Annotated in this window: 19 protein-coding genes; 1 reads left to right on the forward strand and 18 read right to left on the reverse strand. The window is 28.1% G+C overall.

Annotation, left to right across the window (positions count from 1 at the left end; all coding sequences use genetic code 11):
* Nucleotides 1-96: 96 nt before the first annotated feature.
* From ECAJ_RS03760 to ECAJ_RS03845, 17 genes are all read right to left on the reverse strand, one after another.
* A complete protein-coding gene (locus tag ECAJ_RS03760) occupies nt 97-576 on the reverse strand; it encodes a hypothetical protein (RefSeq protein ID WP_011304842.1) in 480 nt (159 codons plus the stop codon).
* Between the two features lie 675 nt (nt 577-1,251).
* The gene (locus ECAJ_RS03765) at nt 1,252-1,746 is read right to left on the reverse strand and encodes a hypothetical protein (protein WP_155799201.1); all 495 of its coding nucleotides are present in this window, start codon (nt 1,744-1,746) and stop codon (nt 1,252-1,254) included.
* A gap of 11 nt (nt 1,747-1,757) precedes the next feature.
* The gene (locus ECAJ_RS03770) at nt 1,758-2,051 is read right to left on the reverse strand and encodes a hypothetical protein (protein WP_044262031.1); all 294 of its coding nucleotides are present in this window, start codon (nt 2,049-2,051) and stop codon (nt 1,758-1,760) included.
* Nucleotides 2,052-3,018: 967 nt separating this feature from the next.
* On the reverse strand, nt 3,019-3,585 hold the full coding sequence (locus tag ECAJ_RS03775) for a hypothetical protein (protein ID WP_011304845.1): 567 nt from the start codon (nt 3,583-3,585) through the stop codon (nt 3,019-3,021).
* Between the two features lie 180 nt (nt 3,586-3,765).
* On the reverse strand, nt 3,766-4,314 hold the full coding sequence (locus ECAJ_RS03780; protein ID WP_011304846.1) for a hypothetical protein: 549 nt from the start codon (nt 4,312-4,314) through the stop codon (nt 3,766-3,768).
* A 255-nt stretch (nt 4,315-4,569) separates the two neighbouring features.
* Nucleotides 4,570-4,836, reverse strand: a complete 267-nt coding sequence (locus tag ECAJ_RS03785) for a hypothetical protein (protein ID WP_155799202.1) — start codon at nt 4,834-4,836, stop codon at nt 4,570-4,572.
* Nucleotides 4,837-4,868: 32 nt separating this feature from the next.
* Nucleotides 4,869-5,294 carry a hypothetical protein gene (locus ECAJ_RS03790; RefSeq protein WP_011304847.1) on the reverse strand — a complete coding sequence of 142 codons (426 nt, stop codon included), beginning with the start codon at nt 5,292-5,294 and terminating at the stop codon, nt 4,869-4,871.
* Between the two features lie 242 nt (nt 5,295-5,536).
* On the reverse strand, nt 5,537-6,199 hold the full coding sequence (locus tag ECAJ_RS03795; protein ID WP_011304848.1) for a hypothetical protein: 663 nt from the start codon (nt 6,197-6,199) through the stop codon (nt 5,537-5,539).
* Between the two features lie 529 nt (nt 6,200-6,728).
* Complete coding sequence (locus tag ECAJ_RS03800) at nt 6,729-7,313, reverse strand: hypothetical protein (protein ID WP_011304849.1); 585 nt, start codon at nt 7,311-7,313, stop codon at nt 6,729-6,731.
* Between the two features lie 212 nt (nt 7,314-7,525).
* Nucleotides 7,526-7,870 carry a hypothetical protein gene (locus ECAJ_RS03805; RefSeq protein WP_011304850.1) on the reverse strand — a complete coding sequence of 115 codons (345 nt, stop codon included), beginning with the start codon at nt 7,868-7,870 and terminating at the stop codon, nt 7,526-7,528.
* A gap of 3 nt (nt 7,871-7,873) precedes the next feature.
* Complete coding sequence (locus ECAJ_RS03810) at nt 7,874-8,080, reverse strand: hypothetical protein (RefSeq protein WP_011304851.1); 207 nt, start codon at nt 8,078-8,080, stop codon at nt 7,874-7,876.
* A gap of 1,064 nt (nt 8,081-9,144) precedes the next feature.
* Nucleotides 9,145-9,399 carry a hypothetical protein gene (locus ECAJ_RS03815; protein ID WP_011304852.1) on the reverse strand — a complete coding sequence of 85 codons (255 nt, stop codon included), beginning with the start codon at nt 9,397-9,399 and terminating at the stop codon, nt 9,145-9,147.
* Nucleotides 9,387-9,770 carry a hypothetical protein gene (locus tag ECAJ_RS03820; protein WP_011304853.1) on the reverse strand — a complete coding sequence of 128 codons (384 nt, stop codon included), beginning with the start codon at nt 9,768-9,770 and terminating at the stop codon, nt 9,387-9,389. The genes ECAJ_RS03815 and ECAJ_RS03820 overlap by 13 nt, the downstream gene beginning before the upstream one ends.
* Nucleotides 9,771-10,482: 712 nt before the next feature.
* Nucleotides 10,483-11,214, reverse strand: coding sequence for a hypothetical protein (locus ECAJ_RS03830; RefSeq protein ID WP_011304855.1), 732 nt, complete (start codon nt 11,212-11,214; stop codon nt 10,483-10,485).
* Between the two features lie 125 nt (nt 11,215-11,339).
* Nucleotides 11,340-11,762 carry a hypothetical protein gene (locus tag ECAJ_RS03835; protein WP_011304856.1) on the reverse strand — a complete coding sequence of 141 codons (423 nt, stop codon included), beginning with the start codon at nt 11,760-11,762 and terminating at the stop codon, nt 11,340-11,342.
* Between the two features lie 849 nt (nt 11,763-12,611).
* On the reverse strand, nt 12,612-12,977 hold the full coding sequence (locus ECAJ_RS03840) for a hypothetical protein (RefSeq protein ID WP_011304857.1): 366 nt from the start codon (nt 12,975-12,977) through the stop codon (nt 12,612-12,614).
* Between the two features lie 786 nt (nt 12,978-13,763).
* Nucleotides 13,764-14,195, reverse strand: coding sequence for a hypothetical protein (locus ECAJ_RS03845; protein WP_011304858.1), 432 nt, complete (start codon nt 14,193-14,195; stop codon nt 13,764-13,766).
* 79 nt (nt 14,196-14,274) lie between these two features.
* Between ECAJ_RS03845 and ECAJ_RS03850 the strand changes: the two genes are divergently transcribed.
* Complete coding sequence (locus tag ECAJ_RS03850; protein ID WP_011304859.1) at nt 14,275-14,844, forward strand: DNA-3-methyladenine glycosylase; 570 nt, start codon at nt 14,275-14,277, stop codon at nt 14,842-14,844.
* A 487-nt stretch (nt 14,845-15,331) separates the two neighbouring features.
* Here ECAJ_RS03850 and ECAJ_RS03855 read toward each other — a convergent pair whose 3' ends face one another.
* On the reverse strand, nt 15,332-16,060 hold the full coding sequence (locus tag ECAJ_RS03855) for a hypothetical protein (protein ID WP_011304860.1): 729 nt from the start codon (nt 16,058-16,060) through the stop codon (nt 15,332-15,334).
* Nucleotides 16,061-16,357: the final 297 nt, after the last annotated feature.

The raw sequence follows: 16,357 nt of genomic DNA on the forward strand, positions 1-16,357 counted from the left end.
AACCTACAACATATTAAACAAATCATTTTAAACTTTTGCTCATATACTAATATATTGCATTAATTGCACACTTTCTTGTGTTGTTTTTTCATTATTTCATGCAATTCTTATAAATTCCAATATTGAATTTTGCATCAGACTCATAACAACTACAAAGCAATAATAGACTAAGTAACATGCTTTATTAGATACTAGTGACACACTACCTACTTGTACACCTTGTTCCTTGTATTGTTTCTTCTGTTTTTCCTCATTACCTCTTATATATTTTACAAAGTCTGATACTGATTGCTGCATCAACCTCGCAATAACAGTTACGTTAGCTGTAGCATCTTGAAAAAAGTCACCTGTTTTAGACACTTTCACTTCTGGATCAAGTGTACCTACAATATTCTCAAGAACATCACTATACTTCGATAATACCGCATCACGGGCTTTTGACACATCTGATATTTCAGATTCTAATTCTGCATTTTTCTCTTCTAATAGTTTATTCTCATATTCCAACATATCTACCTTATCACGCAAAGGCTTAAAACAGCGTTGATATATAAGAAAAATTACTAAAAGCAACAAAAAACAATACTCAGTCCTATAAGAATTTCATAGCTTATTGCATCCATAACACACACCATTTAAAACTTAACAACTCAAGTATACTAACAAAAATTCCTATTTTACAAACATCATTTTCTATATAATTTTTAAAAACTATAAAACTCACCTATTCATACTATTATAATAATATAGTACATTTCAATGATATTAAAAACTTTACAGATATACCTATCAAGGTACTTTCCCAAAATTCTTATCACAACAATATTATACTAAATTTTATGTAATAGTGACTTTTTCAATAATTCTTCACTAGGGTAATATATCAGTAGTTTTTTCACACTCATCACATTTAATAAACATGTACTTTAGTACACATTACACACACTACACTATATTAAATACTAATAAGTTTATACAAATACAATTATGAAGATTCTAACTAAACATAATATTTAGATTATAAATATGCGATTTACTATATCTATAAAAAATACAGACTATACTTTTTAAAACTACCTTTACCTAGAAAATATCATCAGTAATGCTAAAAACTATTTTCTTCTTTATATACACAATGTCTCTTCATAAATTATACAATGCACGCTAAGAAATAAAGTATTACAACATCTACAGTATTATTTTAATTAGAAAGAAATTATATGAAGCTATTCACTAATACCAATAGGTAATTTAAAAGTTTTTCAAAATACCATCACTACCAAGGACTTCTTCAACTTCTATCTGTAATTCCTTACACTTAATATGACATGCTTTTTTAGTTTTCTCTAATTCCTTGTCAATATTAACTACAAATGCTCTACACAACGCACCTACACCTTGCTGCATAGCTTGAGGTGTTAAAGAATGATCTCTCTGCATTTTTCGTCTAATAATAGGATAACCATCAGTAACAGTACTTATTAAAGATCTGCTCAAAACAGTAAGGCGTGTACTAAACTCTTGATACATAAGTTCAACAATTTTAACAAGTCTAGCACGAACATGCACAACTTCTTCTCTAAAAATCTTTACCGATAATGCTTTACTTTTAACATCTTCTAATAGATCATCACACTTCTTTTGTAACATCTTCTCTTGTCTAGCTAATCGACTATTCTCGGACACTACTTGAGTATGAAGGTAACGCCACTTGTTGTCCTCATCTTTTAATAGACTATATTGCAATTGTAATTCTTTTAACTTTTTTCTAATTCCTTTGTATCACAATCAGAGCTTCGTAAAGCTTCATTCTTCATTTCTAAAGCACTACACCCCTCTCGTAAAAAAGCAAGTTCTCCTTTCAATTGAGAAACTATTACCTCATGCGACCTCACTAAGTCATCATACTTACTATGGAGTTCATTACACTGGTTTAGTAATTTTTGATAACTCTTATTACCTCTATATATTTTTAAACAACTAAATATAACAATAACCAACAACAAAAGAGACACCACAGTTAACAATAAAGCAATTTTCACTTTATCCATAACACACACAATTTAAATTTACCTTCAATTTATTATAAAACATCTAAGTTTTAAAATAAACAATATTTATATAACTAAATTTACTATTTTGAACGCATAACATTTTTTCAATAGTAAATTGAACCACATAATACACTCTGAAATAAATTGATTATGTACTACCACTAAAAATACATAAACATACCTTTATATGACAAAATCTAAGTCAGCTTTCACAAGAAGCATTATACAATTGCCTTCTCACAAACTTTAAAATACTGATAGATTATTCATTAATATTATAACCTTCAACTGTGTACCTGTTTTGCAATTCAGCACATACTTTCTTCTATCTAATACTAATCAAGTATTAAACCTTTTTAACAATTCACACTAATTTTTGACATGACTATCAAATCATTAGATTACGATACCTATCTAAAGTAGATATAATCTTATCAGAGTAAAAACTATACTAAACCACTACTATTCTTAAATTATCACGTATATTTTTTATCATAACTTAGGAAAATACTTACATCATTTATACCGACACTCGTTACAAACTACCATTACATTATCTTTTCCTAATCAATCATAATCTCATACTAATTTATTATAGTATTGCACTACTTACCGTGATCTTGTAACAGTTGATCATTATTTAATAATTTACATTATTTAAATAATAACAAGTATTGATACCAATAACTAAGAATACAAGCAACATTAATAAAGCAATATCAACACTAGACTATTCATTTTTAAATGTATATCAACCTAACATATATTAAAAATCTACTATACTTAAATAAATATACCTAATATTCTTAAAAATATATCGACTAACAAAATATAAAAATAAGCAACATATTTTATTAACAATGCTTCAACCATCTGTCAAACTATTTAATATATTTTAATAAAATACATTAAGTAAATTACCAGAAGCTATTATATTTTAAGAAGTAAAATTTTACAATACAACTTAAGCAATATCATTAGGCTGTACATTGCCACCAGTAGACGACACTGAAGCGCCTTCAATATCATTTGAAGGAAATTGATCACTTAGTCTTTTTTCTAATGTATTTTTAGAACTATCAATTTCATATGTTATACTTTTTTGTAAAAATAGTATATTAGTATCTATTAAACACTTTACAGACTCTGGAGACATGTCTTGCTTCACATCATCAAACAGTTTTTTAACACTTTCACCACGTATATTAATTAGTTCTATACAACTTTCTTTTAAATCTTCATATTCTGACACTTGATCACTAAAAAACTTTTGCATTTTATTTTTTAATTCTCTCTCAAGCTTATCAGATTTAGATTTTATTCTTTCACTCTCTTTCTTTAATTTATCATTCTGTGAGACTAACTCTTGACTATAATCACTAGCTTCTTCACAACATGCTAATAATTTTTTATTCTCTTCTTTTAAAAAATTGTACTGCTTTTGACACTTAACTGCAGCAACAGCTAACAATACAAGTAACAATAACATTACAATAAGCAATACTAACAAAACTATGGCAGTAGTATCCATAACACAACTTATCTAACTTGAATAACTAATTATAACACACCAATGTATAAAATTCATAAATAAAATTATTCAACTATAAAGTGAAAAGCATTCCACACACATTAACTTTACTTATCTTTTAAGAGCAATATCAGTGAAAAATAATAGAGGTTCGCAATATACATATACTAAAAACTAATATTAATGTACTACTTTACCACCAGTATTACATTGTAAACCAGAAGCTAATATTTGATCTAACGCGCTACTTGCTTGTTGTTGCTCTGTTTGTACACCTTGATCAGCTTTCACAATACTTACTGGGGAAGATCGTGCAACATCATAGATACGCCTTTGTAGGCTTAACATTTGAGACGTCATACTACTAACTACAGTTGGATGTACACCAAGGCTATTCAGTTCTACTGCCATTGACACACTTACCTCGGACATATCATCACCAAGTTCCTTTATTTTCTTTTCCAAATTCCGTTTTTCTTCAGCAACTGCTTCACAAGTCTTTGCCAATCTTACATTATGTACAAACATTACTGATTGATCATTCTTAAGCTGCCTATACCCACCAGCCAATTGGTTATAGTACTCTCTACTTAACACCAATACATCTTGTCTTTGTAAATCATGTTCACTTGCAACACAATAGCGATATATAGCAAGCATGAGTAGTATAACTAATAATAACAAAAATAATGCTAAATAAACATACTTTTGTATATCCAAATTACCCATAACACACCTTATCTAAAACTAAACTTAAAATTATGATAACATTATTTTAACAAGCTTTCCACACTCATAAAATATATTCAATGTCATTTACAATGACATTTCTATATAAAAACAACTAATAACTTTCTTGAGACTCACAATGTTTCAACTATTTGTAAGTTATGCAACAACCATAACAATAAAATATGACGTATACTACCACCTAACGATAGAAATAACACATATATACCTGTAATTAAAATTTGAAGATCTTTATTAAGCTGCTTTGTCAATAGCACATTCATCATGTTGTTCTGATACTCCATCAACTACAACATTTGATAAGGCTGACATTATTTTTTCAGATTCAATACAGAATTTATTGTTGCTACTTTGAATAAGATCATTTAGTGCACCTTGAAGAACTACCAGTTCGTATACCATGAACTCTTTTAAGTCATTCCTTCCCATCAACTTAGCTTTTGATAATTTTTCAATAAGCTGTGTTTTTCGTAATTTTACTAATACATTAAGATTTTGCAATAAATCCTTAGACCTTTCGCATGTTGACTTTATTAATCTTTGTACAGCATTGCGTAATGTTTCATACTTGATCGAAATGCATGCAATGCTTCTAATCTATCTTTTTCTAGACCTTCATACTGATTTTGCAGCATATTATAATCTGACCGTAATAATCCTAAATCTGATTCCAATTTGCTCAACAAACCCGCGGCATCGCTATAAACTTTCTTTAGATCATTAAGGTTACACTTTACTTGCTCATGTTCTTGTTCTAATTTTGCATAAACTTTTTTTAATTCATCATAATCTCCCTGTAATGTTTTATAATCTTGTTGTTTGTCACTTGGCAATGGCTCATATTTAGGCTTAGCACAACACTTGTTTATTATAAAAGCTAACAATGCAAGTAATAATAAAACAAGACATATTATTAAAGTAAGTTCAAGATTAGACAGACCTATACCACCTGTAATCATAACACACCTTATTCAAGTACAATAATTAATTATACACAAAATTCAAAAAATTCACTACACTTTAATAAAATATGTAATATCACTTACAATAAAACTCATATAAATAACAAATACAAAAATATAATTAAGAACTACACCAACACACTCATCATGCTATATTTTAATTATTATACTTAACATATTTAGAGTTAATAATGAAAACAACATCAATATATCTTACAACTACAAATATAACCTATTAATTAAGTTACATTCTTACCACCACTAACTCCACTCTGTTCCACATCACTCATCACAGTTTGTGGTAATTCACTATAACTAATACTATTTAAAAAATATTGTACACTTTCTTTCAGCAATAATACTTGTTGTGTTATAAGCTCTTTATCACTCTCAGAAACATGAGTACTGCTTCTAATACCTGCTACAGCATTACTACACTTTTTCATTAAATCAAAACCCCAGGCTAAAGCCCTTGGTCTAGTATTAGTAGTGCCTCTTTTATCTTTTATCATTTTTATTTCATGCTCCCTGCTAAGCATAAGTTCAAGTTTTTCACTTTGCGCAGCAAGTGCTTTATTCTTTTCCAAGAGAAGATCACACTCTTTTTGCAACTGGGCAACACACTCTCTTTCCTTACCCAGGTCTCGCAATAAAGATCGATTTTCCAGTTTTTGTTGAAATTCACCACTTAATGCTCTCTGAAAGTCAGATTCTAGCTTTTCTACTGTTTGTAATAACTCATCTCTTGATGGACCGCCATCCTCTAATAAAGGCTTTTCATCTTCTGCTACTTTCTTAGTGCTAACACAACATTTATATATCGCAACAATTAATAAACAAGCAAAAATTAAAATAAACGCTGCCAACAAAGCAATAGCAACTGTTATTAATCGATTATCCATAATACACCTTATCTAACACTAATACTGACACTATTATACCAATTAAAAAAATCTTCCACACAAATAAAACACTATAAAACTCGTTCCTTACAACTACATTTACATAATCTTAAAACATTATAGGTGCATGCAAAAAACACCAATAAAGACTATTTCTTATTAAGTGTTACTCCAACAACGAGTTAAACAGATAGTTCAAATAAAACATTTTACATTAATTCTACAATTATTTGAAAAAACAAGATCAACATAATACTCATATATCTAACACTATCTCAAAAATTAGCTACACGCGTATATTACACTCAAAAAAGCATCGCCATTATATTAATTCTACATTTAAAAAAATAAGATACAAATAGCACACTTAATGTCTTAGTAAATAAACGTAGCTTCAAAGATCAGCTAACTGAACAGAACATACTTAAAATAAACTATAATGCTATATCAACACTTACATTTAATAAATACAAATGTGTTTATATAACATAGCACCTTTAAGTAAAATTTTTATAGTTGTACAAATCTACTAAACTGCTTTATCATTAACACTATACATACCATTTACTGCAAGATCAGATACTTGCCATGGAACTTCTTCTTCTACTGTGTTATTCCAGATTTCTTCTACTTGCTCTTCTAATAACTTTATGTCATGTTCTCGTGCCACTTGCATGTTATCAACACAACCTAAGAAACCTTCTTGCATACTTTGAACACAATAATCTATAGCTCCTGCAATAACTGATTTGTCAACTTTAATATCAGGTGCAATGTTATCACGCAAAACACCTACAGCCTGTTTTATAATCAATGGAACAAATTCTGATAACTTCTCATCAATCTGTTGCTTCGTCATTTCAGCGAGTTCTTTACACTTTTCCTTGTCTCGCAGAAGACGGTCTTTCACTATTGACAACAATTTTGAACTTTGATTTCTTAGTGATTTGTTATCAGCTGTTATGCCTCTATTAATTCTTACTATTTCATCATTTTGTGCCGCCAATTTCTTATTGTCTAAAAGAACACAATAACATTTTGTTAAAGCAATAAGCAATAATATAGATAACAATACAACAAGTACAGATAATGCAATAACAATACCATTTTGCATAAGCTTACTCTCCTTACCTATAAGTATTAATGTAAAAAACTAGACATATCTTATAAATAAGCCACACACTAAATACCAAATAAGATTTTACTACCATCTTAACACATACACTTACTTTTACTAACGAGCTTACTTATATAGTGTTAGGTTTATATTTTATCATAATACAATAGTACATATCACTAAATAAGATTTATATCAGCAACAGACTCTTAAGCTGCCTTCTTAACATTATTACAGTTATTTTTACCTTGTACATTTACACCATCAACTTCACCCGAAGGTTTTTCATCTCTATCTTGATTTTGTACATTTACATTATCAACTTCACACGATTCTTTAGTACCTTCTCTTTGCTTACCACCTACTATTGGTATTTCATGTAAATTTAAAAGAGAATTAAGTGCATCTTTGAAAGATTGCTCTTTAGATCGCGAGACAGCATCTGCCATTCTATTTTGCATTGCCAACAAAGAATTCCTTAGCCATAATATATCTTGTCTTTCAATGTTCGGTTTGTCTAAAATTGAGTCAATCTTTTCTACAGCACTAGACACATATCATCTACACTGTAAGTTTACAGTACTTTCTAATTCTTCTTTAGCGCGATTAGCATTTACAGCAATGCGTTTGGCAGAAGCCATAGCAAGATTTGCTTGCGCCTCAGCATACACAACGCTACCTATTGAAGATAAGTACTCACTGAATAATTTCTCTTTGTCAACTGGTTTTTCTTTTTTTCTATCATACTCTTGTTTCAATGACAAACACAGCTAAACCAGCATAGCCAGAACCATGAGTGCGAATAAAACAAGCATAACAAGATTCACAATATCAATTTCCATTTCCATAATAACATCACATTATCAATTTAAACCTTACAGTATTAATTATAACTCATTATTGAAAAAATTTCTACACTAATAAATTAATATTAGCACACCATACTACATATAACCTTACACAATATAAAACATCAACACATAGAAAAAACAGCTATTGTATTTACAATAACTAATTTTTAGTATACAGAATTTACTACACACTTAAATATTTTATACCTGAAATTAAAGATATCGAAAGTACCACTTAAGACACTATCTATAAGTCACTTTTACAAATATACAAAGCTTTATCAACCTGATTTCTTAGTTAATTACCAAAAGCTTACTACTTACATTTCCTACACTTTAATTTACAATATTTCTTTTATTCTTTTGAATTTCAACATGCACACTTTATATAGCAACACATAATTTTCTTTCATTTGTTGATATTACTTACAAGAATTTTTTTTGCATTTCTAGATTCATGTTTTCTAAATACTTAATCAAACGCTAGGCATAATAATTATACATTTTTATCTTTTTATTCAATCCTTTAAAGTAGTACATTCATTAATGATAAAGCTTAAATAATGTATTTTACTCGAAATAATCTATCTTTATGCATTCTCTGATAATACCTTTAATTTCTTATTCTCTCTACCTAAGTCTTCTACCAGCATATACTGAGTATAATATACAACTCAACAATTATTAACAGAACAATTGTAAAAAATGAACAACTATAACACTACATTCCAAAGCATTAATCTTTTAACAACAATAGATATCAAAAAAAACTTTAACACTTATAAACTATGTTTTTTATCACTAAACTTACGCTATCATCAATTAAATCAAACTAATGAATTATATTATTAACTACTTACTCCTAACAAATCTCATATAAATAACGCTTATTCTCACACATATAAAATTTTAAAACTTTTTACTATACGTTTTGAAAATTAGTATCATGAAGATTGATATCAGGTTCATGTAATTTGCTATTGTTGTAATGTTTCATCACCAACACCTTGTACTGAAATGGAGTTTAACACACTACTAATATTTTGCATCAAAATGTACAGCTGAGTTACTGACATCATTCGCATGTACTGCACATTTTTTCCAGTTATTTCTTCATCCATTACACGACGCATTATAGAATTAAGTTGTTCTATTCGACTAACCAGATTCTCATATAAACTCTGTGATTTGTCACCTTCCTTACAAGCAAGTTTATCCTTCAAAGCTCGCATGGCAAGGCGCAAATGTTCAATTCACCTTCTAACTCTTCAATAGCAAGCCCCCTGGCATAACACGTTCTGTTTGATATTCGATACATATTTGACAATTTATCAAATTCATTTTTTAACATTGAGTGTTTTACTTGTAATGACGACAACTCATTACCTAACTCGTCTGTTAATTTAACAAATTCTGAGTTTTCTCGTTTTAATAAATCCACCTCACCCATTAATTGCTTTGCAGTTTGCTTAATTAACAGTTGCTCCTCTTTCTCTAATCTTTGCTTAGATTTAGTACAACACCTGTATAATGCAATAGCTAGCAGTACAAACAATAACAACAACACCAATGATATTAAAGCTATACAATAAGGATTAGACATAACACACCTCACACAAATACAATACTAAAATAAACAAACTTACCATGTGCAAAAAATATAACTGCCATACTATAAATTATAAAAATAGATATAAATAGCATTCCACATATCCAACACTCACACTGCAATCCCGTTAATGCAGTCATTGAGCTAGTGTTAATATTTGCTATGTTTAATAACGCTATATATTTCACTACTATATACTTTTTCTTAACAAGTAGTTGTATACTACTGCTCTCCTTAAAGTGTACATCAATATTAAAAATAAAAGCTAAGAACCATACAGACACACTTAGAACACACACTTTTTAAATTTAGGAAAAATATTAACTCAATAATACATAATAAATGTTTTCACATCTACATAACTCATAATACCACTGATAAAATTTAAATCTCATTTACTGATATTAAATACTATTACACTGTATAAATTATATATATAATTTTTCACTAACCACAAGTAGAAAACGTACCATAAATCTTCACCATTTATCTGTTACAACATCAAAATCTACAATTCCACTATTTGTTTTTTTACAGTTTATTTACTACCATTAACACACAACCTACTAATACATCACTAAGATATTAATAGTTATATTTTATAACTATACATACACTTAATATTACTCTGACAAATTGAAACTCCATATAAAAACAACTATGAGTATCCTGATATTAATGTAAATATCTTTTATCACACATTCTTCTAATGTAAATCACTGATTTTCCGTTCAATAGCTGAAACTCTGAATGTTATTTCATCAAGGTTACTAGCAACTTTTGCAGCTATATTTTTTATATATATACTATACTCTACTCTTTCACTTTCTAGGGCACTTAAACTATCTGACAAACTACTGACACTACATACTAAATTACTAACACTATGCTCCAAGTTCATAAGATCATGAGTTTCATTTTGTGACATTAGTTTCGCTACTGCCATTTTCATAATATTCAACTCTTCCACAAGAGCCATCAAATCAATATCAAAAATCTGATTCTGACTAGGTATAGCAACAGTACCATCTTTGTTTTTATCTTTCCAGGCCTCATGTATTTTTTTTGAAAGACTTGCTAATTCTCCGTGTGCTGATATTAACTGCTTTTTTAATGTATCACATGCTGTTTCTAGACTATTACACTTACTACTAAAACCTTTAATATCATTCTTGATTATCTCTAATTTTTTATCATAAGTATTAACTCTATTTAATACACTATTTATATTTTGTAAGTTTAGTCCAGCAATATTTGCTTTCAATGATTCTAAACTTTGCTTAAGCAATCCTATTTCACTATTATAAGATTTACTTTGTGATTCTAATGAACGTTTTAAATCCCTAGTAGACTTATACAATAAACCAAACAACACTGCCATTAAAATGGCAAGCAGTATTACTAATGCTGCACAAATTATTATACAATAGTTATCCATAAAATACACACACTATTATATCAATTTATAACAATTAAATTAAAAACCTACCTCTCACTACTTTATATATTACACCTAATACAATAAAGCCCGCTATATTAGAAAACCTCCTCTATTAAAAATAATCAACTTACAGGCTTTATGCTTCTTTCTCTGTCCAACATCATACTTTCAATTTTGCAATCTAGCACTTGTATATTTGACAACATTGTTTCACTTGCATTTATCAGATTGTCCTTTAGTTGTTTTATCATACAAGAGTTTGTGATAATATTTTCTTCCATATCACTCACTTCATCTTTTATTGACTCCACCAAATGGTTACTATACCTTATTTGTCTACCAACAGAAGAACTAAAGAAACTGTCATAAAATCTTTCAAAATTTCCACTCAACATTTCTAAACGGTTTCTTAGATCTTTGACTTCCTCCTGAAGACTGAGTACCGTTTGTTTATTTCTATTATATACAGAGTAACAGACTGCTGCTATTAAAAGTAACAAAATTACTATTACTGAAATCAAAAGCAGCTTAGGTACATTTTCCACACTTTAACTATAATTGACTAGCAACTCTATTATAAAACATTTTGGCAAATCATACAATAATTTTACGAAACTACAGTATTACAAACAAATATGCAGGCACAATTGATCACTAATATCATTTTTACACAAGCTTGTTAACATAAAAAAAGCGATATAAGCATAAGTTTTTCTCACATGCATAATATCTTCTTTCATAAAATAATGCCTTATCCATAGAAATTATAAATATAATTAATAATATTATTATTTATAAACTTCATTACTACTCAGAACATTCGCCTCATAGTAAATCTTTTAAGTAGCTTATATTACAGGAATAAATCTATAAGCCATTTACGTTCTTGCAATCTTTTCAAAATTTTCCACTTGCTTGATTATCCAACTTTTATACTACAGTTTCCTTTCTCAAAACATATCTAATGGATCTTTCACTTACTATAATTTCCACCTGTAACCTGAAATAACACAATTTTTGATGCGCAACTGTTATCTAATTAGCATTCTCACATATAATATTTAACATGATAAAATTTACAATTGAAAATATACTCATTTGCTATTGTCATTAGCACAATAAACCATCAAATTAAAATAGTTATTAACAAAGCTATATCATAACAAATACATCAAGTTTCACAACTTAAAGTCACGACATTGAGCATTTCAAAAGCAAAGACACTACTTTCTCTATTAAATAAACTAAAAAAACTACACTTTATATTCGTTGTATATTATGCTAAAAATCAAGTAACAACCTGTCACAAAAACTGAATTTACAATAAATGTGAGCAAGCTATAAATACAACATCACATATTTATAATAGAAAAAGTAATAAAAGATCTGACACATTATTTATCTTTTTCACATTTATCACCTAAGCCTTTAACATTAGTTGAATCTAAAGTACATGAACCTTGTTGTAGAGTAGTATCACCTACTTCATTACCTAACTTTTTACCATTTTTAACATTTCCAAAATATGGATGATAAGCTAAATCATTGCGCATATCATACACCTCATCATACAGTGTAAGGACCTCCTCCATCATCTCAGTATCTTCTTTTCTACATTGAGATAACTCAGTTTTCATTTTGTCTATTTGATTCCCTAGAGATTTTATACAAGAAATCATATACCCAATGATACACAATAATATCAGAATTACTAATACAACGGCTACTGCTACTATAATACAAAATATATCTCTATACATGACACACTACTTCTAAAACACTTTTAAAATTCAAAACACTAAAACAAATATTTACGCTCCTAAATGATTTCAGAATACACAAATACTGTAATAACATATATGACTTACTACTTTTTAAAATACATACTATACATATGTAATACGCAAGGCAGTAACTCCATTAGTTGAAATTTTCAACCAAAGAATACTTATTAAATGTTATAGCTTATAATATACAATACAACTTATAGAACTCATAGTCAACTCACTTTATTATAAAATTTAATTACTTTATTTGAACATTACCAAATAATATTAAAAAATACAGCAGATTACTGTTAAGTTGAATACTAATAACTCTCCAAGTTTTTTATAGATTTTCAATGTTTGCACAACAATGACCATCTTTTAACTTGCTAAACATTTTACAAAGTTATTTATTAAGAATACAACACTTTTACGTATTTTGCTTTACACTTACATACACACTTCTCAGTATAGCATTTTCTGAACGCCATTATCAAGTGCTACTAACCAATTTACTACCATCAAAGTGATTTCGTTTCAGTTCCTGTACCAGTTTATTTCTATACACACAAGCTGTTATTCATGATCTATTAAGTGTACAACTCTATTCTTAGAATTACTGCTAAAAACTATTGAACTGTTACCGACCACAAACAACAACTAAAAATTCTACAACATTTACAAAATAATCAAAAAATAAAAATGTCGTTGAAAAAAACTGACTTCAAAATAAACCACAATATTTTTTACATTAACAAAACTCCTTTAAATGAGTATTAATCACACACAATATAGAGATAAAATCTTATCTTTCCATGTCATAAACATTTCAAATATAAGATTTGATAACCTAACTATCTGATCCCCATTAATAATTAATAATATAACATTAATTAATAAAAACATCATATGCCAATACAGTAGTTGTTTATTTTTACGCAACCAAAAATTAAACAACCTTTCTAGCAAAGTATTATTAATAGTCTTCAGCTGATTTACTTTCTCAATTATTTTTATTTCTTCCACATTAACTGATTTTAAATAATCCTTAGTATTATCAATAATATAAGAAAAACTTACTTTATATTCTTTTAATTGTATACTTAAACTATCTCCTATAATAAATTGTGCAACCTTAGATACTGTATTTTCAAATTTTTTTAATTTATCTACTTTCTTATCACCTGTATCCGTTTTTTCATTACTTTTCATTTTTTATCCTCATCATTGACATAAATCATAGATATTATTAGTATAATATAATCAACCCACACTCCATTAGAAATATATCATGCAATATAATATACTAAAAAAGTCTTTTTATGCACAACAATCACTTGACGTTGCAGAAAAATTATTAGGAAAAAAATTACTATTTAACAAACATCAAGGAATTATCACAGAAACAGAAGCATATATAGGACATGATGATCCAGCTGCACACTCTTCACATGGTTATACAAAGCGCACTTCTGTTATGTTTGGCGATCCAGGATTCTCTTACGTTTATTTTATTTATGGAATGTATCACTGTCTCAATGTTGTTACTGAACCTAGAGGCTTTCCTGCTGCAGTATTAATCAGAGGGATAGTACTATTACTTGAAGATCAACCTAATATTATAATCAATGGACCAGGGAAATTATGCAAAATTTTACACATCACAAAAGAACACAATAACATAGACATGACACAAAATTATAACTTCTGTATTTGCAATACAGGAATTAACATACATAACTACATATGTACTCCTAGAATAGGAATCAGTAGAGGAAAAGAAAAATTTTGGAGATTTGTAGTTTCAGATTTAACTTTCTTACAACACCTTAAATTAGAAAATAAAGTTTATTCAATCTAAACCTAAGATAATATCACCTTTAAATAATATTCTAAGTCTTCACATTTAGAAAAACACTTTTATATTACCAATTTATGTTTTGCTTATATTGATTCCACATTAGATTTTTCACAAACACCAAATTTGCATACAACTTCAACATTTTTACTAAATTTCAAGCTCATTCAGTCTAAAACAGTATAACCTTAAAGATAATATAAGGTTCACATGTTTTACAGAATATACTTTCTAAACACTATATTCTTATCATGTTTCATACAGCTTTTTTCTTCCATTGATTCTAGATTAACAAATACCAAATGCATCACTTTAACATCAATGCTGATTCTAAAGAATATTATAAGTCTTCATGTTTAAGGTTCACTTCCACACATTTATATCATCAGTAATGCTTCGCATAGCTGTGCCGTTTGTATATTACTTTAACATTTTTATAAAATTCTAAATTGATATAATAAAGTTCATTTAACATAAAACCAATATAACTCTAAAGAACTACACAATGTTCATATGCTTCATGATATAGTTGTATATCATCAATTACGTTTTGCTCAGTTTCTTTTTTTTCTATTGATTTTATACCAGCTTTACACACATCAAATGCTGCTTTCATACGACACAAAATCAACTTTTGTTCAGTTGCATCATATAACATAAAGGCACAGATTCTAACTCCATTTTCAGTATAGCTAATAGCATCTTTTATTGCACGAATTATACCACGTCTTAAATCTTTTTTCTCGTATAACTGATTACCATTTTTAACTTCCCTTGCTTTTAATTCTGCTAATATATACATTTCATCTTCATTACTTAACGTTTCTCCATTTTGATACATTTCAGCCATATGTGCTTGCACTCTTGCATTCAAAAGACATATCATTGCATTTTCAAATGACTGTGATCTATTAGTATCAAGACATGCATCATGCAAAATCGTCAATTGATCTATAATATATTCTATTACATTAGTAACTTGTAACAAGTCCTTATCATTGGATATATCAGCACTTTCAAGTTCATAATTAAGCTGATCCTTAACTTCACTCTCAACAGACTTATAAATTTTCATCAAGTCGATATTAAAGTATATCAAATCAATAAATAGAAACACTATAAATGCTAACATTATTAACATAAATATAGTGAATATTGTAATAATTATTCCAACTGGAACACATTCCATAATCCAACTCTTAGATTGTATGAAGTACATAATCACGTCCAGTAAAAATAAGTAGATTACATATACTCTTATCTACTGAAGTAATATCTATGTATAAAAGATTTACTGTTAATATATCTTAATTTTAAGAAAAAATCTACTAATATTTTAATAATATGAAGACATTTTATAAACAAAAATTCAAACTATCTATAAGATTTTAGATATGATATATTTTACAATACATCCACTTTGAAAAACAAGATTACCAGACAAACAACATACTATTAAAAATTTAAAGAAATACCTCACTTATAATTATCTAAATAGATAAATTACTATTTCTAA

The sequence above is a fragment of the Ehrlichia canis str. Jake genome (assembly GCF_000012565.1).
GTDB classification, from domain to species: Bacteria; Pseudomonadota; Alphaproteobacteria; order Rickettsiales; family Anaplasmataceae; genus Ehrlichia; species Ehrlichia canis.